We start from the raw sequence: 23,152 nt of genomic DNA, 5'->3' as shown, positions 1-23,152 counted from the left end.
CAGCCTAGGGTCGGCTCAGCGCTGGCAGTTCGGGCACCAATAGAGCTTGCGTGTGGCGACCTCTTCGACGACGATCTCGGTGCCGCAGATGCGACAGGGCAGTCCGGCACGGTGGTACACCCAGTGACGGTCGTCGCGGCTCGCCAAGGCCCTTCGATAGGCGCCGGGATCGAGGTCGTCCATCGTCATCATCTGACCGGTCTCGACGCCGATCGCGAGCAGGCGCACCCAGTCGCGCCAGAGTTCGCGCACCGTCTCCTCGGGCACGTCGCGTCCGGGGGTGTGGGGGTTCTGCCGCGCCCGGAAGAGAAGCTCGGCGCGGTACACGTTGCCGATGCCGCTCACGACGGACTGGTCCATGAGCAGCAGGCCGATCGGCGTGGGCTTGCGTCGCACCACCGTGGTGAATCGCTCCTCCCCCTCCGACACGTCGTCGACCAGTGGATCGGGGCCCAGCTTCGCGATGGTCGCGGCCACTTCATCGGGGGTCTGCAGCTCGCACGCCGTCGGCCCCCGCAGGTCGGCGGCGGTCGAATCCGTCAGCAGGCGCAGGCGCACCTGGCCGACCACCGGAGGCGGCCAGACGTCGTCGTCATCGGCAAGCCCGGTGGTCTGCTCCGACATGCGCACGTGCACACGGGTCCGCCGGGGCGCACCGATGGAGGTGAGCGAGTTCTCGCCCGCGTCGTCCAGGATCGGATCGTCTGCGAGGTCGGTGCCGCGCTGATTCGTCTGCCCCATGCGGCCGTTCGCCGAGGCGATGGTCGGGTCGACGAGGATCTCGCCCGCGAAATCCCACGCGCCGTAGAGGCCCAGGTGGACGCGCAGCGTCAGGTCGTCGTCGAACTCGAGGAACATCTGCTTCCCCACGGCGCGAACGGCGGTGGCCGTGCGTCCGTCGATCACCGCCGCCCCCTCTGCGAAGCGCCCTTGCGGGCTCGACGCGGCGACGGCATGGCCGACGAAGTTGCGGTCGAACTGACGCGCGATGCGGTGGACGGAATGACCCTCGGGCACGCTCGGTCAGCCTGCCTCGGGGTCGAACGAGCTGTCGTCCGCCGCGAGCACATCGGGCTGTCCGGTCGTCGCACGAGGGTCGGGCTGGAGCGCACCGTCCTCCTCATACGCAGCGAGCTGCGCGATGCGGCGCGCGTGGCGCTCCTCGCCCGAGAACGGCGTGGCGATGAAGCGGTCGATGAACGACACCGCCTCTTCGAAGGTGTGCTGGCGGGCGCCGATCGCGATGACGTTCGCGTCGTTGTGCTCGCGGGCGAGCTCGGCGGTGGCGATGCTCCAGGCGAGGGCCGCGCGGACGCCCACGACCTTGTTCGCCGCGATCTGCTCGCCGTTGCCGGAGCCGCCGAAGACGACGCCGAGGGTCTCTCTTCCCGCCGCCTGATCGCGCACCACGGCCTGCGCCGCGCGGATGCAGAACGCGGGGTAGTCGTCGAGGGGGTCGTAGTCGATCGGCCCGTGGTCGACGACCTCGTGGCCGGCGGCCGCCAGGTGGTGCTGCAGCTGGGTGGAGAACTCGAGGCCGGCGTGGTCGGTCGCGATATGGATGCGCATGAGGTCAATCCTAGGGAGCGGTGAGGGGGCGCTTCGGGCAGATTGCGCGGCCCGTCAGGGCGCGACGCCGGCCGCCGCCGGCTTGAATCCCGCACGCACGTTCTCGCAGCAGGCGGGGCGGCAGACGTCGAACCACGGGCCCAGGTCCGTGAGGTGCGGGCGGTCCGCTGCGGCCGTGCCCCGCAGGCGTTCCTCGACGAGGTCGACGAGGCCCGCCACGAACGCCGGGTCGACGCCGGGGGTCGGCGTGCGCACCGAGCGCAGGCCCGCTTCGGCCGCGGCATCCGTCGCCTCGGTGTCGAGGTCCCAGAGCACCTCCATGTGATCGCTCATGAAGCCGAGCGGCACGATCGCGACCGCCTCCACGCCCGCACCCGGCAGGTCGGCGATGACGTCGTTGACATCGGGCTCGAGCCATGGCTGGGTGGGCGGGCCGGAGCGCGACTGGTACACGAGCTCCCAGCCGACGCGCGCGGCCGCGGGGATCGCGGCGGCGACCGCCGACATGACGACCTCGGCGACGGCGCGGTGCTGCGCGGCGTATGCCCCGCCCTCGCCCCACTCGCGGTGGTGCGGGTCGCCTTCGCGTGGACCGGAGCGCTCGGCGTCGGCGGTCGGGATGCTGTGGGTCGAGAAGAGCACGCGCACGGACTCGGGCGGCAGCCCGTCAGCCAGGAAACCGCCGACGGCGTCCCGCACACCGTCGATGAAGGGCTGCACGAAACCGGGGTGGTCGAAGAACTGGCGGACCTTGTCGATCGTCACCGATCCCCCGAGGCCCGTGACGTCGAGGACGCGCGCGAAGTCCTCGCGGTACTGACGACAGCTCGAGAATGACGAGTAGGCACTGGTCGCGAGGGCGAGCAGATTCGAGTGACCGGATGCCGCGGCATCCTGCACCGCCTCTTCCAGATACGGAGCCCAGTTGCGATTCCCCCAGTACACGGGCAAGTGGAGGCCGCGGGATGCGAGCTCGGCTTCGAGCGCGGCCTTGAGCGCGCGGTTCTGGGCATTGATGGGGCTGATCCCGTCGAAGTGCCGGTAGTGGTGGGCGACCTCTTCCAGACGCTCGTCGGGGATTCCCCGGCCGCGCGTCACGTTGCGCAGGAAAGGGATGACGTCATCCTGTCCCTCGGGACCGCCGAAGCCGGCGAGGAGGATCCCGTCGTAGGCGACCGGAACCTCTATGTGCGGGGACCCCGATGACGCGGCCGGCGATGCGAACGGAACGGTCGGGGCGTGCTCGCTGAGCGGCTCGGCAGGTGTCACCCCTCCATCCTGACACCCCGATCGGAGGACCCGACCCGTCCACGCGGTATGATGGTTCCATCATGCCACTATCCCCGCAGCAGCGACCGCTGTACGAAGTGAAGGCCGGCCTCTTCAAGGGCCTCGCCCACCCCTTCCGCATCCGCATCCTCGAGCTCCTCGCCGCGGCCACAGAGGTGAGCGTCGCCGCCCTGCAGGAGTCGACGGGGCTCGAGGCATCCCACCTCTCACAGCACCTCGCCGTCCTGCGGCGCCATCGCCTCGTCGAGTCGGAGCGCCGCGCCAGCCACGTCTACTATCGCCTCGCCGATGAGAAGGTCGCCGAGCTGCTCTCCGTCGCACGAGCGCTGCTGCGCGACATCGTGCGCAACGACGGCGCGCGCGCGGCCGACGTCGACGAGCTGCCCGACCTCACCCCGGCGACACCTCGCGCCGCTGACGCAGACTCATGACCGCTTCTGCCTCCTCCTCACCCCGGCGGAGCCGGCTGCGCGCAGCGACGCTCACTTTCCTCCCCTCGGCGGCCGACTACCGCCTCGCCCGCCGCACCTGGCGCGGTGATCTGATCGCGGGCGTCACCGTCGGCATCGTCGCGCTCCCGCTGGCGCTGGGGTTCGGCGTGAGCTCGGGCCTCTCGGCTGAGGCGGGCCTGATCACGGCCATCGTGGCCGGACTCATCGCGGCCGTCTTCGGCGGGTCCTCTGTGCAGGTGTCGGGTCCGACGGGGGCGATGGTGGTGGTGCTGCTGCCGATCGTCGCGACTCACGGCGCCGCCGCCGTGGCCGCCGTGAGCGTGCTCGCAGGCATCGTCGTGCTCGCGGCCGGCGCCCTGCGGCTCGGACGCGCGGTGTCGTTCATCCCGTGGCCGGTCATCGAGGGCTTCACCCTCGGGATCGCGGTGATCATCTTCCTCCAGCAGGTTCCGCTTCTCGTCTCGCCCACGACCGCCACCGCCGGCGAGCACAGCTCCAACCCGGTGATCGCCGCTGTGCAGGCCGTGGCGCGCGCCGACTGGGCATACGTACCGTGGGCTCTGGGAGCGGTCGCGATCGTGGCCGTGTGCATGATCGCGGCGCCCAAGCTCCACCGGTCGCTCCCCGGCTCGCTCATCGGCATCGTGCTCGTCGCCGCACTGGCCGCGCTGCTGTCGTCACCGCTGGCCCTGATCGGCGTCCTGCCCTCGTCCCTGCCCGCTCCGGCACTCCCCGCCATCGAGCCGGGCACGCTGGTGACGCTCGTGCCGGCGGCCCTGACGGTCGCCGCTCTTGCCGCCATCGAGTCGCTCCTGTCGGCACGTGTCGCGGCTTCCCTCGCCGACACCGGCGCGTACGACCCCGACCGAGAGCTGGTCGGCCAGGGCCTCGCCTCCATCGGGTCGGGACTCTTCGGAGGGATGCCGGCGACGGGCGCCATCGCGCGCACCGCGGTCAACGTGCGGTCCGGCGGTCGGACCCGGCTGGCTTCGATCACCCATGCGATCGTGCTGCTGCTGATCGTCCTCGTGGCGGCCGGTCCGGTCGGGATGATCCCGCTCGCGGCGCTGGCCGGTGTGCTCATGGTCACGGCCACCCGCATGGTGCACACCGCCACCGTCCGCTCGATCCTGCGGTCCACGCGCGCCGATGCCCTCGCGTTCGTGATCACCGCGGTGATCACCGTCTCGTTCGATCTGATCGTCGCCGTGGCGATCGGCGTGCTGTGCGCGGGGGTGTTCGCCGTGCGCAACCTCTCGCGCGCCACCGGCGTCAGCCGAGAGCCGCTGCCCGAGCCCGCGCAGCCGGGAGACGACCGCATCGCGATCATCCGGTTCGACGGCCCGCTGTTCTTCGCGGCGGCCGACCGCGTGTTCGACGCCGTCACGCGCACGGAGGGGGCGTCCGTGGTCATCCTGCGGATGTCGCAGCTGGAGCTCGTCGACGCGACCGGCGCTCACATCCTGAGCGACATCGTGCAATCCCTCGAGCGGCGCGGGGTGACCGTTCTCATCAAGGGCGTGCAGCCCGGCCACGAGGAGCTCTTCCGCACGGTGGGCGTGCTGAGCTCGCTTCGGCACCACAAGCACCTCTTCACCGACCTGCCCGGCGCGATCGAGCACGCACGAGTCCACATCCGTCGAGAAGCGCAGAAGGACAGCGCATAGGCTAGGACGGTTGTCGCCGGCGCCATCAGCGCTGCGGCCAGCGGATCGAGTGCGGCCCCCGGCTGCGTATCGAGATCACCGACCCTCACCCACGGGAGCAGAGCAGTGCCTGGAGAGAACCTCACCCGCAGCGAGGCGCAGGAGCGTCGCGCCATCATCGACACCCACTCGTACGAGATCGCGCTCGACCTGACGAAGGGCGCTGAGGTGTTCGCCTCGCGCACCGTCGTGCGCTTCTCGGCGACGCCGGGAGCCGACACGTTCATCGACCTGATCGCGCGCGAGATCCGTGAGGTCACCCTCAACGGCCGTTCGATCGACCCCGCGACCGCGTTCGCCGAGTCGCGCATCGAGCTCACCGGGCTCGAGGCCGAGAACGAGCTCGTGATCGACGCCGACTGCCTCTACACGAACACGGGCGAGGGCCTCCACCGCTTCGTCGACCCGGTCGACGACGAGGTCTACCTCTACTCGCAGTTCGAGGTTCCCGACTCGCGCCGCGTGTACGCGGTGTTCGAGCAGCCCGATCTGAAGGCGACGTTCCAGTTCACCGTCACGGCGCCCCGCGCCTGGAAGGTCGTCTCGAACTGCCCCACTCCCGAGCCCGAGGCGCACGGCGACGGCAGCGCGACGTGGACCTTCGAGGCGACCCCGCGGATCTCGTCGTACATCACCGCCCTCATCGCCGGTCCGTACGAGGCGACGTTCTCCGAGCTGACCAGCTCGTCGGGCCGCGTGATCCCCCTGGGCGTCTACGGACGCAAGAGTCTCTGGCAGCACCTCGACGCCGACTACATCTTCGAGAAGACCCGTCAGGGCTTCGCGTACTTCGAGGACAAGTTCGACTACGCGTACCCGTTCGCCAAGTACGACCAGCTCTTCGTGCCGGAGTTCAACGCGGGCGCGATGGAGAACGCCGGCGCGGTGACCTTCACCGAGTCGTACGTCTTCCGCTCGAAGGTGACCGACGCCGTCAAGGAGCGACGCGTCGTCACGATCCTGCACGAGCTCGCCCACATGTGGTTCGGCGACCTCGTCACGATGAAGTGGTGGAACGACCTCTGGCTGAACGAGTCGTTCGCCGAATGGGCGTCGACGATCGCGACCGCCGAGGCCACCGAGTGGACCGAGGCATGGACCACGTTCAACGCCATGGAGAAGACCTGGGCGTACCGCCAGGACCAGCTCCCCTCGACGCACCCCGTCGTCGCGCAGATCAACGACCTCGAAGACGTCCAGGTCAACTTCGACGGCATCACGTACGCCAAGGGCGGCTCGGTCCTCAAGCAGCTCGCGGCGTGGGTCGGCATCGAGCAGTTCTTCGCCGGCGTGGCGGCGTACTTCAAGAAGCACGAGTGGTCGAACACCGAGCTCTCCGACCTGCTGGCGGAGCTCGAGTCCACGAGCGGCCGCGAGCTCTCGACGTGGTCGAAGAAGTGGCTCGAGACCGCCGGCGTCAACACGCTCTCGCCCGAGATCGTGACCGACGTCGACGGAGCCATCACGCGCTTCGCGATCGTGCAGACCGCGCCCGCCGACTACCCGACGATCCGCCCGCACCGCCTGGGCGTGGGCTTCTACGACGTCGAGGGCGACGCGCTCGTGCGCGTGCACCACATCGAACTCGACGTCGACGGCGACTTGACCGAGGTGCCCGAGCTGAAGGGGCGCCGGCGCCCCGACCTCGTTCTGCTGAACGACGACGACCTGGCGTACGCCAAGATCCGTCTCGACGACCGCTCGCTGCAGACGGCCATCGATCACCTCGGCAAGATCAGCGATCCCCTCGCCCGCTCGCTCGTGTGGGGAGCCGCGTGGGACCAGACGCGCGATGCCGAGGCATCCGCGTCCGATTACGTCGACCTCGTGCTGCGCAACATCGGCTCCGAGACCGAGTCGACGACGGTGCGCACCACTCTCGCTCAGCTGCTGCTCGCCGCCAACGCGTATGTCGCGCCCGAGAAGCGCTCTGCCACGCGCGAGAAGGTGGCCGACGCCCTGTGGGAGCTCGCTCAGGGCGCCGCGGCCGGCAGCGACAGCCAGCTGCAGTTCGTCACCGCGTTCGCGAGTGCGACCGCGACGGCGGCGCAGGTCGAGAAGGTGCGCCAGGTGCGCGACGGCGAGGTGTCGTTCGACGGCCTCGAGATCGACACGGACCTGTCGTGGCAGCTTCTCGTCGCACTCGCTGCGGGCGGGGTCGTGACGGCGGCCGAGGTCGACGCCGCGCTGGAGGCCGACAACACCGCCAAGGGCGGCGAGTTCGCCGCACAGGCGAAGGCCGCCCTGCCGACCGCCGAAGCGAAGGCGGCCGCCTGGTCATCGCTCATCGACAGCGACGATCTGCCGAACACGATCGTGCGGTCGGCCGCACTCGGCTTCGTGCACCCGGCCGGCCGCGAGCTGCTGGCCGACTACATCGAGCCGTACTTCGCCTCGCTGCTGCCGGTGTGGGAGTCGCGCACGTACAAGATCGCCGAGTACCTGATCTTCGGGCTCTACCCGGCACCGCTCGCCGACGTCCGGCTGCGCGACGCGACCCGGGCGTGGCTCGAGGCGAACGCCGAGGCAGCGCCCGCGCTCCGCCGCCTCGTCGCGGAGAACCTCGCGGGTGTGGAGCGCGCCCTGGCCGTCCAGGAGCGCGACGCGCAGTAGTACCGCGGTACCACCCCGCTCCGCGAAGACCCCCCTCTCGGCCGATGTGCCGGAGGGGGGTCTCTCCGTAGCGTCGAAGCATGATCGTCGCAGAGAACCTCAGCAAGAGCTTCGGCGCCAAACACGCCGTCGCCGATGTCAGCTTCACCGTCAGCCCCGGCAAGGTGACCGGCTTCCTCGGGCCGAACGGCGCCGGCAAGTCCACCACCATGCGCATGATCGTGGGACTGGACCGTCCCACCCGCGGCGCGGTCACCGTGAACGGTCGCGACTACGCGGGCATGCCGTCGCCGCTCACCGAGGTCGGCGTGCTCCTCGACGCCAAGGCCGTGCACTCGGGCCGCAGCGCTCGGAACCACCTCCGGGCGATGGCGGCGACGCACGGCATCCCTCGCACCCGCGTCGACGAGGTGATCGACATCACCGGACTCGCCTCGGTGGCGCGCAAGCGCGCCGGCGGTTTCTCGCTGGGCATGGGGCAGCGACTCGGCATCGCGGCAGCGCTGCTCGGAGACCCGCACACGCTGATCCTCGATGAGCCCGTGAACGGCCTCGACCCGGAGGGCGTCATGTGGGTTCGGCGGTTCGTGCGGTACGCGGCATCCGAGGGCAAGACCGTCCTGCTCTCGAGCCACCTCATGAGCGAGATGTCGCTCACGGCCGACCACATCATCGTGCTGGGTCGCGGACGCGTGCTCGCCGACGCCCCGGCCGACGAGCTCGTGCGGCAGTGGACTCGCGCCACGGTGCGCGTGCGCAGCCCCCGCGCGACCGAACTGGCCGGCATTTTCGCCCGCGACGGTGTGAGCGTCACCCACCTCGCCTCCGACCTCATCGACGTCGAGGGCGCGCTCGCCGCCGAGATCGGCGACACCGCCGCTTCCCGGGGCATCCCGCTGCATGAGCTCACCCCCACCTCCGGCACCCTCGAAGACGCCTATCTCCGCCTCACCGGCGACGACGTCGAGTACAAGACGAAGGATCTCTGATGACCACCACCACCGTTCCCGCCCGGTCGACCGGCGCCGACGCGCCCCCCGCGTCCTCGGCGTACCGGCTCTCGTTCGGCCATCTCCTGCACTCGGAGTGGATAAAGCTCACGACGCTGCGCTCGACCTGGTGGTCGATCGGTCTCGTCGCGCTCGTCTCGATCGGGCTCAGCCTGCTCATGGCCACTTCGCTCGCGAGCTTCGCCGGCGACGTGCCCCCCATGCCCGTCGTGGAGGCCAACCGCCAGGCGGTGCAGGTCGTGGTCTTCAGCACCGTGCTCACGCAGCTGCTCGCCATGATCCTCGGCACGATCACCGTGACCGGCGAGTACTCGACGGGCATGATCCGCTCGACACTGACGGCGGCGCCCGGACGCGTTGCCCCGCTGTTCGCGAAGGCGATCGTACTCGCGGTGACCATGTTCGTCTCGAGCGTCGTGGTCTTCACCGCCTCCGCCCTCGTATCGGGGCCGATCCTGCCGACCGGACCCCTCGACCTCGGCTATCCCGACAGCTCCGTCCTCCCGGTGCTCGGCGCCGCGCTGTACCTCGCACTCATCGCGGTGATGGGCGTGGGCGTGGGGTTCATCATCCGCAACGGCCCAGGAGCGCTGGCCGCGGGCATCGGGCTCGTGTTCGTCGCGCCCATCCTCGTGATGTTCTTCCCCCGTGTGGAGTCCTTCCAGTGGATCCACGACGCGGCGGGGTACCTGCCGTCGAACGCCGGTCAGTCGCTCTTCATGGGTTCTCCGATGACCGGCATCACGCTGGAGCCCGTCCCCGCTCTGGTGACGCTCCTCGCATGGACGGCCGTCGTCATCGCCGGGGGGATCGCGGTGCTGAAGACCCGCGACGCGTAGAGTCGGCGAGGTGCGCAGGACACCCACTTCCGTCCTCGGCCGGGGCCAGCCCCCGACCGAGGACGACCTGCGTCTGCCGCGGCCTCCCGGCGTCATCCGACGGTTCTGGGAGCGGCATCCGCTGACCACCGACATCGTCATCGCAGTCGTCGCGCTGCTGCTGTCGTTCCCCGCCGTCGCGGCCAGTTCTTCGGTCGCCGACGGGCTCAGCGGATGGGGTGCGGGGATCGCGATCGGCCTGTCGGCCATCGCCTGCGTCGGGCTCGTGTGGCGACGCCGCATCCCGGTACGGGTGTTCATCGTGGCGATGCTCCCCACGCTCGTCGTGGAGGTCGGCTTCGCCGCCACGGTGAGCGGCCCGGCAGCCCTCATCGCCCTCTACTCGATCGCGGTGTACCGCAGCGTGCGCGCCTGCTGGACAGCGCTCGGCGTCGCCGCCGGCGTGCTCGCCGTGAACGCGCTCGGCTACTCGCTCTTCGACCCGACGAGCGCCGGTGTCTACGTCAACCTCGCCGGCAGCACGATCGTCGGGCTGCTCGTCGCCGCGCTGATCGGCGTCAACATCGGCAATCGCCGCCGGTACCTCGACGCACTCATCGACCGCTCGCGCCAGCTGGTGATCGAGCGCGACCAGCAGGCCCAGCTCGCCGCGGCCGCAGAGCGCACCCGGATCGCACGCGAGATGCACGACATCGTCTCGCACTCGCTGACGGTCGTGGTGGCGCTCGCCGAGGGTGCGGCGGCGACCGCCGACGCGCGGCGGGCACGAGAGGTCAGCCGGACCGTCGCCGCGACCGCCCGCGACGCCCTCACCGAGATGCGCGTGATGCTGGGCGTGCTGCGCAGCGACGACGGCGACGCCGACGCTCCCCTCGAACCGCTGCTCGATGCCTCGCTTCACGACATCGTCGAGGCGGCCCGTGGTGCCGGCGCCCCCGTGACGCTCACCGTCTCCGGGCAGCCCACCGTCCCCACGGCGCACCGCCTCGCCGTGCTGCGCATCGTGCAGGAGGGCATCACCAACGCGATGCGCCACGCACCCGAGGCGACCTTCATCCGCGCGGCCACGGCCTACACGGGAGAGGGCATCCGCATCACCGTCGAGAACGACGGGGTGCGAGCCGATGACCTCGGCGGCGACGTCGGCTGGGGTCTGACCGGACTGCGGGAGCGCGTCGCGAACCTCGGCGGCACGCTGGCGGCCGGGCCGAGCTCACCGACCACGTGGCGCCTGACCGCCGAGATCCCGCCGGAGGGACCGCATGCCTGAACCGATCCGCGTCATGCTGGTCGACGACGAGAAGCTCATCCGACTGGGGTTCCGCCTGGTCCTGGAGGCCGAGCCCGATCTCGACGTGGTCGGCGAGGCGTCCGACGGGGCGCAGGCGATCGAAGAGGTGCGGATGCTGCGCCCCGACGTCGTGCTGATGGACGTCCGTATGCCGCGCATGGACGGCATCGAGGCGACGAGGCAGCTCGTCGCGCAGCATCCCGCCACCCGCATCGTCGTCCTCACCACGTTCGACCTCGACGAATATGCGTTCGCCGCGCTGCGCGCGGGTGCCAGCGGGTTCCTGCTCAAGGACGCGCACCCCCATGAGCTGACCGCCGCGATCCGGGCGGCTCACGGCGGTGACGCCGTGCTCGCGCCCCGGGTCACACGACGGATGCTGGAGATGTTCGGCGACCGGCTGCCCGACGCCGCGCCCGCGGGGGGCCCGGGAGCCGACGCCGCGAGCGAGCTCACCGAGCGGGAGCGCGAGGTGTTCGTCGCGATGGCGCGGGGACTCACCAACGCCGAGATCGGCGCAGAGCTCTTCGTGAGCGAATCCACGGTCAAGACGCACGTCGGCCGCGTGCTGGCGAAGCTGGGCGCGCGAGACCGCGTGCACGCGGTGATCCTCGCGCACCGGATGGGCATCGTCCCGGGCGACGCGTCGGCCGGAGCCTGAGCGCGCTCCCGGCACACGTCGCAGAAGCGTCCCCACGCTCGGCGGACGCACGGGCGACGGTCGTTAGGATCGTCTCGATGATCCACCTCGATGTCATTGAGCCGGAAGTGCCCGCGGAGCCGACGGCGTGGACCCAGTTCCTGGACTTCCTCGTGAGCGCAGGCTGGGCCGCGCTCAGCGTCGTCGGCATCCTCATCGGCGCCGTCATCGTCGTGTGGATTCTGCGCTTCGTCATCCGCCGCGTCGTCAACCGGATCGTGAACGGGGCGAAGTCGAAGGCCAACGTCGACGACACGCAGGCGCTGGAGCGCTCCCCGCTCGCGTCGGTGCGACTCGTGCAGCGCACCCGCACGCTCGGCTCGATCCTGCAGAACATCGTGAACGTGACAGTCGTCATCATCGCGCTCCTGCTGATCGTGAACGTCCTCGCGCCCAACGCCCTCGGCTCGCTCACGCTGCTCACAGCGGCCGTCGGCGCCGGCCTCGGGTTCGGCGCGCAGAACATCGTCAAGGACGTGCTCAACGGAATCTTCATCGTCGCCGAGGATCAGGTGGGCATCGGCGACGTCGTCGATCTCGGGCTCGCCTCGGGCATCGTCGAGTACGTCAGCGTGCGCGTCACCCATGTGCGCGACGTCAACGGCACGCTCTGGTACGTGCGCAACGGCGAGATCACCCGGATCGGCAACCTGTCGCAGGGGTGGTCGCGTGTCATCGTCGACCTGTCGATCCCGGTGGACGCCGACATCGACGAGGTCGAGCACCTCATGCTCACCACCGCGAAGGGCCTCGCGAAAGATGCGAAGTGGCGCACCCGCATCCTCGAGCAGCCCGAGGTCTGGGGACTCGAGTCGATTTCGGGCGACGCGCTCGTGATCCGCCTGGTCATGAAGACCCGCGCCAACGCCAAGGACGACGTCGCGCGGGAGCTCCGCATGCGCCTGAAGAAGGCGCTCGACGAGGCGGGCATCACACTGCCGGCACTCAACACGATCATGCCCTCCGGCATCGAGGGCGCCCTGCGCGTGCGCGGCGCCAACCCCCCGAAGACGAAGCCGACCACGGTCACTCCCCCGCCCGCTGCCTCCCGCCCCGTGTGGAAGCCCAAGCGCACGCCCAAGACTCCTCCGCCGGAAGCGCCCGACGACGACCCGAAGGTCACCCCATGACGGATGCCGCGCCCCTGAGCTTCTACGACGAGATCGGCGGTCACGATGCCTTCGTGCGCCTCGTCGACGTCTTCTACCGCGGTGTCGCCGAGGACGAGGTGCTGCGCCCGATGTACCCCGAGGAAGACCTGGGGCCCGCCAAGGACCGCCTCACGATGTTCCTCGAGCAGTACTGGGGCGGGCCCACGACGTACAGTGAGCAGCGCGGCCACCCGCGTCTGCGCATGCGCCACGTGCCGTTCCACGTCAATCCCGACGCCCGCGACCGCTGGCTCGCGCACATGCGCACGGCGGTGGACGACCTGAAGCTCTCGCCGCTGCATGAGGCGACGCTGTGGGACTACCTGCAGCGCGCCGCCCATGCGATGGTGAACACGTTCGAGCCGACCGGCATCGGGCCGGCCGCGAACGGACGTGACGCGGCATCCCGCCCCATCGCTCCCGAGGCGGGCGCCCCGCGCTCGGCCATACCGCTCACCGCCGAGCCACCTGCGCGTGGCGACGCGACGCCCTGACCCGCCCCCGCACCACCTCGCAACCGACGAACTCGCACCCGACAAAGGAGTCGACATGCCCGCTGCGCCCGCCACCCACTCCGCGGACCTCCTCGTGATCGGCTGGGGTCTCGCCGGCCTCGTGGCCGCGAGCGAGGCCGTCGCCGCGGGCAAGCGGGTCGTGATCGTCGATCAGGAGCCCCGCTCGAATCTCGGCGGCCAGGCGTGGTGGTCGTTCGGGGGCCTCTTCTTCGTCGACTCGCCCGAGCAGCGGCGCATGGGCATCAAGGACTCGCTCGAGCTCGCCCGGCAGGACTGGTTCGGCAACGCGGGCTTCGATCGCGAGGAGGATGCCTGGCCGAGACGCTGGGCCGAGGCGTACCTGCAGTTCGCGCACGAGGAGAAGCGCAGCTGGCTGCGCGAAAAGGGCGTGCGGTTCTTCCCGGTCGTGGGCTGGGCCGAGCGTGGCGGCTACACCGCCACCGGCCCGGGCAACTCGGTGCCGCGCTTCCACATCACGTGGGGCACGGGCCCTGGCATCGTCGCGCCCTTCCAGTCCGCCGTCGAGGCCGCCGAGACGCAGGGGCGGATCACGATCCTCCCGCGCCACAAGGTCACTTCGCTCACCGTGACCGGCGGGATCGTGACCGGGGCCGAAGGCGACGTGCTCGCGCCGTCCGGCGCCGCGCGGGGGTACGCCTCGTCGCGCGAGGTCGTCGGCTCGTTCGCCGTGACCGCGGGAGCCACGATCGTGTCGTCGGGCGGCATCGGCGGCAACCACGCCCTCGTGCGCAAGTGGTGGCCGGAGCGTCTCGGCACTCCGCCGCAGACGATGGTCACGGGCGTCCCCGCGTACGTCGACGGCTCGATGCAGGAGGTGTCGTCGGCCGCTGGGGCCAACCTGATCAACGGCGACCGCATGTGGCACTACGTCGAGGGCATCCAGAACTGGGATCCGGTGTGGCCGGATCACGGCATCCGCATCCTCCCCGGCCCGTCGTCGGTGTGGCTCGACGCGACCGGCCAGCGCCTGCCGGTCCCGCTCTTCCCCGGCTTCGACACCCTGGGCACGCTCGCGCACCTGCGTGCGACAGGCCACGACCACTCGTGGTTCGTGCTGTCGCAGAAGATCATCGAGAAGGAGTTCACGCTCTCGGGCAGCGAGCAGAACCCCGACCTCACCGGCAAGGACGTGAAGCTGCTGGCGAAGTCGCGCCTCGGCAAGGGAGCCGCCGGGCCGGTGCAGGCGTTCATGGACAAGGGCGCCGACTTCATCGTGCGCGACGACCTCGACGACCTGATCGCCGGCATGAAGGCGCTTCCAGGCGGCGAGGTGCTCGACGGCGACCGCGTGCGGTTCGAGATCGAGGCGCGCGATCGTGAGATCGACAACGACTTCACCAAGGACGCGCAGATCGCCATGCTCCGCTCGGCGCGGTCGTACCGCGGCGACAAGCTGATTCGCACCGCGAACCCGCACCGTATCCTCGACCCCGAGTCCGGGCCGCTGATCGCCGTGAAGCTGCATGTGCTCACGCGCAAGTCGCTCGGCGGCATCGAGACCGACCTGTCGGGGCGCGCGCTCGGCACGGGCGGCGAGCCGATTCCGGGCCTGTTCGCAGCGGGTGAGGCCAGCGGCTTCGGCGGCGGCGGCGTCCACGGCTACCGCGCTCTGGAGGGCACGTTCGTGGGCGGATGCCTCTTCTCGGGCCGCACGGCCGGACGGGCGGCCGCAGCCGCGGTCTGAGCCGATCAGCTGTCGCGGGATCCGGTGCGCCGCACCGGCGTGAGTCCCATGACCGCGGGGCCGCGCACGACCACGTGGCCTCGCTCCAGGCTGAGGCGCGTCCACGGCCCGTTGACGCGCACGCGCCCGGTCTCGGCGCCGCTGATGAAGCCCATGCTGAGTGCGGCGTAGGCGACGCCGAGGGGAAGCCCGCCCATTTCGTCATCGGGCTCGCCCCACACTGTCGCGCGAATCGCGCGCACGATGTCTTCGCCGGCGTCGGTCGGAACCGCGTCGGCGACCCGGGCGATGCCGCCCTGCGCCTTCGCGGCGAGCATCGACGCATCGATGCCCTCGCGCTCCGTCCAGCCGCTGCGCGGCGGAGTGATGCCCGCCCACGCCGGTGAGAGCGCCGTCTCGGGCAGCTCGACCGCCGACGGCTCGCCCGGGACGGCGCGCAGAGCGGATGCCTCGACCGCCAGGTCGCACACCAGTTCTGGGTCGGCTGCGACCGATCTCATCGCGAGCACCGTCGGGGTCGCGTCGCCGATTCCGCGCGGGGCCAGCGGGGCCGCCGTCATCACGAGCACCCCGCTCGTCGCCTGGAGCCGCACGCCCTCGTCGGTGAAACGGTCCGATCGGCCGGCGAAGGTGAGGACGTCGGCCGCCGACTCGGCGTCGGCGAGGATCAGGCGGGGAGGCATCGCCCCTAAGCTACCAAGCGGAACGACAGGCGCCGTGCGCGCCCGGAAGGGAGTCGCGTGGAACAGGCCGAGTGGGAGCCAGACCCCGATCCCGTCGCGTCGATGCTGTCCGTGCTGGACCTCGCGGGATCGGATGCGCGCACGGAGGAGGACATCTTCACGGGCGTCTCGCAGTCGATGCCGCTGGGCCGCGTGTACGGCGGACAGGTGCTGGCGCAGTCACTGGTCGCCGCAGCCCGCACCACGCCCGTCGACCGCCACGTGCACTCCATGCACGGCTACTTCCTTCGTCCCGGCGACTCGGCGAAGGGCATCACCTTCGCCGTGGACCGCATCCATGACGGACGCTCGTTCTCCACCCGGCGCACGCAGGCCTACCAGGAGGGTGTGCCGATCTTCTCGATGATCGCCTCCTTCCAAGACGAGGATCCCGGGATCGACCACCAGGCACCGATGCCCGAGGGCGTCCCGGCCCCCGACGAGCTTCCCGACATCGAGTCGCACCTGCACGGACTGCATCCGATGTCGAAGCGACTGTTCACCGACCGTCCGGTGGATCTGCGTCACGTGCCGTCGCCGATCTACCTCACGGTCGAAGGGGAGCGCTCGCCCAGCCAGGCCGTGTGGATGAAGGTGCGCCGGCCGATCCCCGACTCACCGGCGATCCACCGCGCGGCTCTGGCCTACCTCAGCGATCTGACGGTCCAGGAGTCGATCCTGCGCGCCCACGGCATCGCATGGGCGACGCGGGGCCTCAAGGTCGCCAGCCTGGACCACGCCATGTGGTACCACCGCTTCGGGCGGGTGGACGAGTGGATGCTGTACGTCCAGGAGTCCCCGTCGGCACGAGGCGGACGCGGACTGGCCACCGGGCGCGTCTACTCGCACGACGGCACGCTGCTGGCGAGCGTCGCCCAGGAGATCATGGTGCGCGTGCCCGAAGCGGGCTGAGCGCCGCCTCGGCTCAGCCCCCCGTGGCCCCGGTCAGCGGCGCGGCGCGGAGGCGCGCGGCTCAGCGGCGGTGGGCGTAGACGACCGGCTCTCCGAGGTACGGCGACCAGGCGGCCCGTTCCGCCCCGGACAACCGCAGCGGGCGTCCGCTCTCGGCGTCCACCTTGACGACGACGGTCGTCGCTCGGGCCAGCACCGTCTGGACGCCGTCCACGGCCATCTCGACGGGGCTGCACACTTCGTAGCAGACCTCGATGCTCGACCCGCCGAGCTTCGCGAACCAGATCTGCACGTCGAGCGGGTGCCGCTGATACGGCACGGGCGCGAGGTACTCGATCTCCTGACGGGCGATGAGCGTGAGCACCCCGCTGAAGATGCTCGAGTCGAGCACGGCGGTGTCGGGCGCGTCCTCCCCCGGCTCGGGGACCCAGAAGGCGCGCACACGCGCCTCCTCGAGCAGTTTGAGCATCGAGGTGTTGTTGACGTGATTGAACGCGTCGAGATCTCCCCACCGCAGGTGGATGGGGATGTGCAGGCGCCGCCCGCCGGCGGCGCCTGCCGAGCGGTCGTCAGTCACGGGTGAGCTTGCGGTAGGCCGAGCGGTGCGGCTTGGCCGCGTCGGGCCCGAGGCGCTCGATCTTGTTCTCCTCGTACGCCTCGAAGTTTCCCTCGAACCAGTACCACTTGTCGGGGTCCTCGTCGGTGCCCTCGTACGCCAGGATGTGCGTGGCGATGCGGTCGAGGAACCACCGGTCGTGCGTGATCACGACGGCGCAGCCGGGGAACTCGAGAAGCGCGTTCTCGAGCGACTGGAGCGTCTCGACGTCGAGGTCGTTGGTGGGCTCGTCGAGCAGCAGCAGGTTGCCGCCCTCCTTGAGCGTCAGCGCCAGGTTCAGGCGGTTGCGCTCACCACCGGAGAGCACGCCGGCCTTCTTCTGCTGGTCGGGCCCCTTGAAGCCGAACTTCGACACGTACGCCCGCGACGGGATCTCGGTCTTGCCCACCGTGATGATGTCGAGTCCGTCGGACACGACCTCCCACAGCGTCTTGTTCGGGTCGATGCTGGCGCGCGACTGATCGACGTAGCTGATCTTGACCGTCTCGCCGATCTTGAGGTCGCCCCCGTCGAGCGGTTCGAGCCCCACGATGGTCTTGAACAGGGTCGTCTTGCCGACGCCGTTGGGACCGATGACGCCCACGATGCCGTTCGGCGGAAGGCTGAAGCTCAGGCCGTCGATGAGGGATCGGCCGTCGAAGCCCTTCTGCAGCTTCTTGGCCTCGATGACGATGCTGCCCAGGCGCGGGCCCGGGGGGATGGTGATCTCCTCGAAGTCGAGCTTCCGCGTGCGATCGGCCTCGGCCGCCATCTCCTCGTAACGCGCGAGCCGGGCCTTCGACTTCGCCTGGCGGCCCTTCGCGTTGGAGCGGACCCACTCGAGCTCTTCGGCCAGGCGCTTGGCGAGCTTCGCGTCCTTCTTGCCCTGGATGGCGAGGCGCTCGCCCTTCTTCTCGAGGTAGGTCGAGTAGTTGCCCTCGTAGCCGATCAGCCGCCCGCGGTCGACCTCGGCGATCCACTCGGCGACGTTGTCGAGGAAGTACCGGTCGTGCGTGATCGCGATCACGGCGCCGGGGTACTTCTGCAGGTGCTGCTCGAGCCACAGCACGCTTTCGGCGTCGAGGTGGTTCGTGGGCTCGTCGAGGAGCAGGAGATCGGGCTTCTGAAGCAGAAGCTTCGTGAGCGCGACACGACGCTTCTCACCACCGGAGAGCGGGGCGATCTGCGCATCGCCGGGCGGAGTGCGCAGCGCATCCATCGCCTGCTCGAGCTGCGAGTCGAGGTCCCACGCGTCAGCGGCGTCGATCTCCTCCTGAAGCACGCCCATCTCGGCGAGGAGCGCGTCGAAGTCGGCGTCGGGGTCGGCCATGAGCGCCGAAATCTCGTTGAAGCGGTCGAGCTTCGCCTTGATCGCGATGCCGTCCTGGATGTTCTCGAGCACGGTCTTGGACTCGTCGAGCTCGGGCTCCTGCATGAGGATGCCGACGCTGAAGCCGGGGCTCAGCTTCGCCTCGCCGTTCGACGGTGTGTCGAGGCCGGCCATGATCTTGAGGATCGTCGACTTTCCGGCGCCGTTCGGACCGACCATGCCGATCTTGGCTCCGGGGAGGAACGCCATCGTGACGTCATCGAGGATGAGCTTGTCTCCGACCGCCTTGCGGGCGCGGACCATCGAGTAGATGTATTCAGCCATGTCTTGTGAACGTTCTCCTAAGCCTGACGACGTCAGCGTCCCAGCCTACCGGCCGTACGCCGCCGCCGAGGCCTGCCGCTGTGCGGCACGCGCCGAGGGCAGGCATGCTCACCAGTCGATCGGACGCGTGTCGCCCACGAGGCAGGTCCCCTCGGCGAGGACGGGTACGACCACCGTGTAGGGCTCGCCCGTCGCCGGGCCGACCTGCCCGACGAGGCACTCATCCTGCCAGCGGACGGCGAACTGGATGCTCTCCGCCGGGTTGCCCACGGTGGAAGTGTCACGGGTGACCTCCATCGCCGCCTTGTCGAAGCCACCCTTGACGAGCGCATCGATATAAGCACGGCCTGCCGCTCGGTTCTCCGTCGCCCACACCCGATCGACGATCGAGGAGAAGAAGGGCAGGTTCTCGACGGCCGATGCGTCGGGGAGCAGCGCCGGCGCAGATGGGGTCGGGGCAGCCGTCGAGGTTGCGGTGGGTGAGCCGGTGCCGGTCTGCACCGGGTCGGCTGGTTCGAGCGACCCGCCTCCCGTGCACGCCGCCAGCGGGCAGGCAACGGCCACCACGAGCGCGAGACCGGCCACACGGAGGCCCACATGCGTCCGCGCGCGGCGGGCGGAGCACTCGGGATGTCGGGCCACGGACAGAGTCTAGGGCCCGGCATCGCGAGTTCCGCTGGGAGGTCAGAACGGCGTCTCCACGTCCGCCGGCTCTCGTGGCCCGTCCTCCTCGCCGGGGGCGTGCCACGTCTGGGCGGTCGCCGTCGCATCGGTCGCATCGCCCGTCGAGCTGCCCGGCGCCGCCCACGCGTCTGCAGCGGCGGCGTCGCCGGACGGAGTCGAGGCGGCACGGGCGGCCTTCACGAACGTCGTCGTGCCCCACATCAGGTCGTGACCGATCGCGTCGGCTTCGATCTCGACGTCGGTGCCGCTCTTCGTGCCGTTGTCCCAGTTGCGCACGCGCAGCCTGCCGTTGAGGATCACCCGCTCACCCCTGCGCAACGACTGGAACGCATGCTCGGCGAGCCCTCGGAATGCGGACACCGAGTAGAAGTTCGTCTCAGAGTCGACCCATGCGTCGCTGGCGCGGTCGTAGCGGCGCTGGCCGCTCGCCACCCGGAAGGTCGTGATCGGCACACCTGCCGCGGTTCGTTTGTGCTGCGGCTCGGTCGCGATGTTGCCGGTGATGGTGATGCTGTCGTTCATGGGCGGTCTCCTCTCGATCCGGAGACGGTCTCCGGGCCCGCCGGCGCCTGCGTGCCCGGCAGGCGCCGGCGGTGTCACCAGGTTGGGGCGTGCGACGTGAGCACACGCAGCCCACTCCCCGTTCTGGGGATCGCCCTCGCATCAGGGGTTCTGTGGAGGAGCCGGGGCAGATGCGCGACGAGGGCGATGTCGGAGGTCGCACATATGTTCGACTCGAGAGGAGTTCCGATGAGACTTACCGAAGAGCGCCAGATCACCGCACCCACCCCCGCGCCGGGTGTTCCCGTACGCCTGGCCCCTGCAGCACCGTCGCTGTGGCGCGTCATCGACCGCGGCGGCCGCGTCATCGGCCATCTCCAGGCGCTCGCCGAGGGCTCGGGCATCCGGTACCGCGCACGGCGTTTCCAGTCGGCGACGCGGGCCTTCCTCGAGCTCGGCGAGTTCTGGTCGGCCGACGACGCGATCGACTGCATCCGCTTCGCCCGGTGACAGGAGCGTCAGAGCCTCGACAACGCGACGGGCGGCGGACGCGACGCCGCCCGTGGCGGCTGCGCGTCAGACGACCGACTCGAGCTGATCCACGATCGACACGGGGGCACCAGCCCTCACGCGTCGCCACGATTCGGCCAGCGCCGTCACAGCGCGCACGAGTTCGTCGGGGGGCGCCGTGAACGGCAGGCGCAGGTGCCTGTCGTGGCCACCCTCCACCGAGAAGCGCGGACCTGCCGAGAGCAGGACTCCCCGCGATCGCACGTCCATCACGAGAGCGGAGCTCAGTGCGGCGTCCAGTTCGATCCACAACGAGACTCCGCCGTGTGTCGTCGGCACGCGCCACTCCGGCAGTGCCGGCCCCAGCGCGGCGACGAGCGCATCGCGGCCCGCGCGCAGCAGCGAGGACCGCTGCTGCGCGATGCCGGCGAAGTCCGAGAACAGGGCAGCGGCGACGGCCTGCTCGAACTCCGGCGTGCCGAGGTCGTGCGCCGGGCGAGCAGCCACGAAGCGCCGGACGAGATCGCCCTCGGCGCGGATCCAGCCGACGCGTAGACCTCCCCACACCGTCTTCCCCAGCGACCCGATCCGCACCACGCTCGACGGGTCTCCGCCGGTGAAGCCGGCATCGACCGGCCCCCGATCGATGTCGAGGTCGGCCGTCGTCTCGTCGAGAACGAGCACGGATCCGGCCCGCTCCCCCGCAAGGAGGAAGGCGTCGCGCTCGAGAGCCGACATCGATCGCCCCGTGGGGTTCTGGAAATCGGGCATGAGGTACGCCATCACGGGCAATGTGCGCGCGAAAGCCTGTTCCGCCCGGTCGACATCCCACCCGGCATCCGTCGTCACCGGCACGCCGACGAGGCGCGCACCCGCCCGTCGCAGGGCATCGACGGCGTGCGGGTACGTCGGCGTCTCGACCACGACGCGATCGCCGCGTCCGAGCAGCACGGAGGCGACGAGGTGGATCGCGCTCTGCGCGCCGGTGGTGACGAGCACCTCACTCGGCGAGGTCGGAACGCCGCGCCGTTCGTAGTGCGCGGCGATCGCCTCCCGAAGCTCCACGCTCCCGAGCACGTCGTACCCGACCCGTGACACCAGCGACGCCGCCCCGCCGGCGACGTCCGCCATGATCCCGGCGAGGCCGGGCCAGGCCGGCGGGCTCGCCTGCTGGAGGTCGACGGCGCCGTCCGGGGCCGAGGCCCTCCCCGGGTCGTGGCGCCGTAGCGGAAGGGTCACGCTTCCCGACCCACGGAGGCTCGTGATGTGGCCGGTCTCGCGGAGGCTCCGGTACGCCGCAGCGACGGTGCTCCGACTCAGGTGCAGAGCGGCCGCGAGCTCCCGCTCGGCCGGCAGAGCCGTGCGCGGCGCCAGCCGATTGTCGAGGCAGAGGAGGCGGATGCCATCGGCCAACGCCTCGTAGGCCGGCTCACGCGTGCGCCAGCCGCCGAGGGCCACGCCGAGTGCACGAGCAGAGATCCTCGAGTCCATGGGAGCCAGAATACGCACATTGGACTGTTTCGTACATGCCAATCCTGCGATTGGATGGACCTATGACTCGTCGTGTGATCCAGCTCTTCGTCGGTCTCGTGCTGTACGGGGTCGGCTGCGCGATGACCGTCGAGGCCGGACTCGGGGTCGACCCGTGGACCGTCCTCGCCGAGGGCCTGTCGATCCACACCGGCATCGGCATCGGCTGGGTCGCCAACCTCCTCGGATTCTTCGTGCTCCTGCTCTGGATCCCCCTCCGCCAGAAGCCCGGCGTCGGCACGATCGCGAACATCCTGCTCGTGGGAACGAGCATGCAGCTCGTGCTGTGGGGGTTCCCGCCGATCTCGGGCATCGTCGCCCAGTTCGCCGTCCTGCTCGGAGGCATCGTCACCGTCGCGATCGCATCTGGTCTGTACATCGGCGCGCACTTCGGGCCAGGACCCCGTGACGGGCTCATGACGGGAATGCACAAGCGGCTCGGGTGGCCGATCTGGACGTGCCGAGCGCTGGTCGAGCTCACCGTCCTCGGCATCGGCTGGCTGCTCGGCGGCACCGTGGGCATCGGCACCGTGCTCTTCGCATTCCTGATCGGCCCACTCGTGCACATCGCCCTGCCGCTGCTCGACACGCGCCGGACCGCACTCTCCGCAGAGTCCGCCGAAGACCAGGCGACTCCGGTCGGCGCCCCCTCGCGGCGCTGACATGTGGTGGGAGCGGCATCCGCTCCCACCGTCCTCATCGTGCCGCGACGGTCAGTGTTCCCGGAACTCGGGCCAATCGCTGCCCGGGGTCATGCGGGAGTGCAGCGCGCTCTTGGCGATCTCCATCGACGGATAGGTGCCCGCGACGGAATCGGCGCCTGCCATCGTGACCGTGTAGCCGTCGTCGTCCTTGCGGATGCTGCCGACGACACCCGACGGGCCGTAGGCCACCCACAGGGTGTGGTGCGTCTCTGTGGTGCTCATGGTGAACTCCTTTCGATGCGTCCGATGCCGACGCTACGCCCGGACACGCACGGACGCCAGCATCCGGCACGCGATCCCGCGAACCGATAGCCTGGTGGGACCCTTCCCTCCGTAGCTCAGGGGACAGAGCGAGCGGTTTCTACCCGCCAGGTCGGGGGTTCGAATCCTCCCGGAGGGGCGAGTGTGATGAGTCGCGACATAGGTCTCACCTGAGTCGCGTCATAGGTCACGTTTTGGAAGCCCCTGGCCAGCGGCCGGGGGCTTTCATCGTGTTGCG

23 protein-coding genes and 1 tRNA gene are annotated in these 23,152 nt (G+C 70.2%); 14 read left to right on the top strand and 10 right to left on the bottom strand.

Features of this window, described 5'->3' with window-relative positions; translation table 11 throughout:
- Positions 1-15: 15 nt before the first annotated feature.
- The 3 genes from ACFC1W_RS09385 to ACFC1W_RS09375 are packed head-to-tail and all read right to left on the bottom strand — an operon-like array spanning position 16 to position 2,838.
- Entirely contained in the window at positions 16-1,017 is a 1,002-nt protein-coding gene (locus ACFC1W_RS09385; protein WP_375991555.1) for an Fpg/Nei family DNA glycosylase, read from the bottom strand.
- Between the two features lie 6 nt (positions 1,018-1,023).
- Positions 1,024-1,569: a ribose-5-phosphate isomerase gene (locus tag ACFC1W_RS09380; RefSeq protein WP_375991552.1), complete on the bottom strand. Its 546-nt coding sequence runs from the start codon at positions 1,567-1,569 to the stop codon at positions 1,024-1,026.
- Between the two features lie 54 nt (positions 1,570-1,623).
- Positions 1,624-2,838 (bottom strand): ferrochelatase, encoded by a 1,215-nt coding sequence (locus tag ACFC1W_RS09375; RefSeq protein WP_375991550.1) that lies wholly within the window; start codon positions 2,836-2,838, stop codon positions 1,624-1,626.
- A gap of 62 nt (positions 2,839-2,900) precedes the next feature.
- Here ACFC1W_RS09375 and ACFC1W_RS09370 point away from each other — a divergent pair, with 62 nt between their 5' ends.
- The 10 genes from ACFC1W_RS09370 to ACFC1W_RS09325 all read left to right on the top strand — a co-directional run bounded on the left by ACFC1W_RS09370 (position 2,901) and on the right by ACFC1W_RS09325 (position 14,841).
- A complete protein-coding gene (locus ACFC1W_RS09370) occupies positions 2,901-3,290 on the top strand; it encodes an ArsR/SmtB family transcription factor (protein WP_375991547.1) in 390 nt (129 codons plus the stop codon).
- Positions 3,287-4,978: a SulP family inorganic anion transporter gene (locus tag ACFC1W_RS09365; protein WP_375991545.1), complete on the top strand. Its 1,692-nt coding sequence runs from the start codon at positions 3,287-3,289 to the stop codon at positions 4,976-4,978. The genes ACFC1W_RS09370 and ACFC1W_RS09365 overlap by 4 nt, the downstream gene beginning before the upstream one ends.
- A gap of 105 nt (positions 4,979-5,083) precedes the next feature.
- Positions 5,084-7,630, top strand: a complete 2,547-nt coding sequence (pepN, locus tag ACFC1W_RS09360) for an aminopeptidase N (protein ID WP_375991542.1) — start codon at positions 5,084-5,086, stop codon at positions 7,628-7,630.
- A gap of 80 nt (positions 7,631-7,710) precedes the next feature.
- Entirely contained in the window at positions 7,711-8,619 is a 909-nt protein-coding gene (locus ACFC1W_RS09355; RefSeq protein WP_375991539.1) for an ABC transporter ATP-binding protein, read from the top strand.
- Positions 8,619-9,479 carry an ABC transporter permease gene (locus tag ACFC1W_RS09350; protein WP_375991537.1) on the top strand — a complete coding sequence of 287 codons (861 nt, stop codon included), beginning with the start codon at positions 8,619-8,621 and terminating at the stop codon, positions 9,477-9,479. Before ACFC1W_RS09355 ends, ACFC1W_RS09350 begins: the two co-directional genes overlap by 1 nt.
- A gap of 10 nt (positions 9,480-9,489) precedes the next feature.
- On the top strand, positions 9,490-10,749 hold the full coding sequence (locus ACFC1W_RS09345; protein WP_375991534.1) for a sensor histidine kinase: 1,260 nt from the start codon (positions 9,490-9,492) through the stop codon (positions 10,747-10,749).
- Positions 10,742-11,431, top strand: a complete 690-nt coding sequence (locus ACFC1W_RS09340; RefSeq protein ID WP_375991532.1) for a response regulator — start codon at positions 10,742-10,744, stop codon at positions 11,429-11,431. The genes ACFC1W_RS09345 and ACFC1W_RS09340 overlap by 8 nt, the downstream gene beginning before the upstream one ends.
- Before the next feature lie 77 nt (positions 11,432-11,508).
- Positions 11,509-12,600, top strand: a complete 1,092-nt coding sequence (locus tag ACFC1W_RS09335) for a mechanosensitive ion channel family protein (protein ID WP_375991530.1) — start codon at positions 11,509-11,511, stop codon at positions 12,598-12,600.
- Positions 12,597-13,115: a globin gene (locus tag ACFC1W_RS09330; protein ID WP_375991528.1), complete on the top strand. Its 519-nt coding sequence runs from the start codon at positions 12,597-12,599 to the stop codon at positions 13,113-13,115. Before ACFC1W_RS09335 ends, ACFC1W_RS09330 begins: the two co-directional genes overlap by 4 nt.
- Before the next feature lie 55 nt (positions 13,116-13,170).
- Positions 13,171-14,841, top strand: coding sequence for an FAD-binding dehydrogenase (locus ACFC1W_RS09325; RefSeq protein WP_375991526.1), 1,671 nt, complete (start codon positions 13,171-13,173; stop codon positions 14,839-14,841).
- A gap of 5 nt (positions 14,842-14,846) precedes the next feature.
- Here ACFC1W_RS09325 and ACFC1W_RS09320 read toward each other — a convergent pair whose 3' ends face one another.
- Complete coding sequence (locus ACFC1W_RS09320) at positions 14,847-15,524, bottom strand: hypothetical protein (protein WP_375991524.1); 678 nt, start codon at positions 15,522-15,524, stop codon at positions 14,847-14,849.
- Positions 15,525-15,626: 102 nt separating this feature from the next.
- Between ACFC1W_RS09320 and ACFC1W_RS09315 the strand changes: the two genes are divergently transcribed.
- Entirely contained in the window at positions 15,627-16,475 is an 849-nt protein-coding gene (locus ACFC1W_RS09315; RefSeq protein ID WP_375992859.1) for an acyl-CoA thioesterase, read from the top strand.
- Positions 16,476-16,536: 61 nt separating this feature from the next.
- Here the strand turns inward: ACFC1W_RS09315 and ACFC1W_RS09310 are convergent, their stop codons facing one another.
- From ACFC1W_RS09310 to ssb, 4 genes are all read right to left on the bottom strand, one after another.
- Positions 16,537-17,052: an acyl-CoA thioesterase gene (locus tag ACFC1W_RS09310; protein WP_375991521.1), complete on the bottom strand. Its 516-nt coding sequence runs from the start codon at positions 17,050-17,052 to the stop codon at positions 16,537-16,539.
- Positions 17,045-18,724, bottom strand: coding sequence for an energy-dependent translational throttle protein EttA (ettA, locus tag ACFC1W_RS09305; RefSeq protein WP_191766852.1), 1,680 nt, complete (start codon positions 18,722-18,724; stop codon positions 17,045-17,047). The genes ACFC1W_RS09310 and ettA overlap by 8 nt, the downstream gene beginning before the upstream one ends.
- A gap of 108 nt (positions 18,725-18,832) precedes the next feature.
- The gene (locus tag ACFC1W_RS09300; protein ID WP_375991519.1) at positions 18,833-19,366 is read right to left on the bottom strand and encodes a DUF6993 domain-containing protein; all 534 of its coding nucleotides are present in this window, start codon (positions 19,364-19,366) and stop codon (positions 18,833-18,835) included.
- A 42-nt stretch (positions 19,367-19,408) separates the two neighbouring features.
- Positions 19,409-19,930, bottom strand: coding sequence for a single-stranded DNA-binding protein (gene ssb, locus ACFC1W_RS09295; protein ID WP_375991516.1), 522 nt, complete (start codon positions 19,928-19,930; stop codon positions 19,409-19,411).
- Between the two features lie 228 nt (positions 19,931-20,158).
- Between ssb and ACFC1W_RS09290 the strand changes: the two genes are divergently transcribed.
- The gene (locus ACFC1W_RS09290; RefSeq protein WP_375991513.1) at positions 20,159-20,419 is read left to right on the top strand and encodes a hypothetical protein; all 261 of its coding nucleotides are present in this window, start codon (positions 20,159-20,161) and stop codon (positions 20,417-20,419) included.
- A 66-nt stretch (positions 20,420-20,485) separates the two neighbouring features.
- On the opposite strand, the gene ACFC1W_RS09285 is transcribed toward ACFC1W_RS09290, so the two are convergent.
- Positions 20,486-21,910 carry a PLP-dependent aminotransferase family protein gene (locus ACFC1W_RS09285; RefSeq protein WP_375991510.1) on the bottom strand — a complete coding sequence of 475 codons (1,425 nt, stop codon included), beginning with the start codon at positions 21,908-21,910 and terminating at the stop codon, positions 20,486-20,488.
- 62 nt (positions 21,911-21,972) lie between these two features.
- Between ACFC1W_RS09285 and ACFC1W_RS09280 the strand changes: the two genes are divergently transcribed.
- Positions 21,973-22,611: a YitT family protein gene (locus tag ACFC1W_RS09280; RefSeq protein ID WP_375991508.1), complete on the top strand. Its 639-nt coding sequence runs from the start codon at positions 21,973-21,975 to the stop codon at positions 22,609-22,611.
- A gap of 51 nt (positions 22,612-22,662) precedes the next feature.
- On the opposite strand, the gene ACFC1W_RS09275 is transcribed toward ACFC1W_RS09280, so the two are convergent.
- A complete protein-coding gene (locus ACFC1W_RS09275) occupies positions 22,663-22,875 on the bottom strand; it encodes a methyltransferase (protein ID WP_241110465.1) in 213 nt (70 codons plus the stop codon).
- A gap of 105 nt (positions 22,876-22,980) precedes the next feature.
- On the opposite strand from ACFC1W_RS09275, the gene ACFC1W_RS09270 reads away from it, so the two are divergent.
- Positions 22,981-23,053, top strand: a tRNA-Arg gene (locus tag ACFC1W_RS09270).
- The last annotated feature ends 99 nt before the right edge of the window (positions 23,054-23,152 follow it).

It is taken from the genome of Microbacterium sp. NPDC056003, assembly GCF_042274785.1.
Classification (GTDB): Bacteria; Actinomycetota; Actinomycetes; order Actinomycetales; family Microbacteriaceae; genus Microbacterium.
Note: the sequence above shows the minus strand (reverse complement) of the source record. Positions and strands in the feature narration are given on the sequence as shown.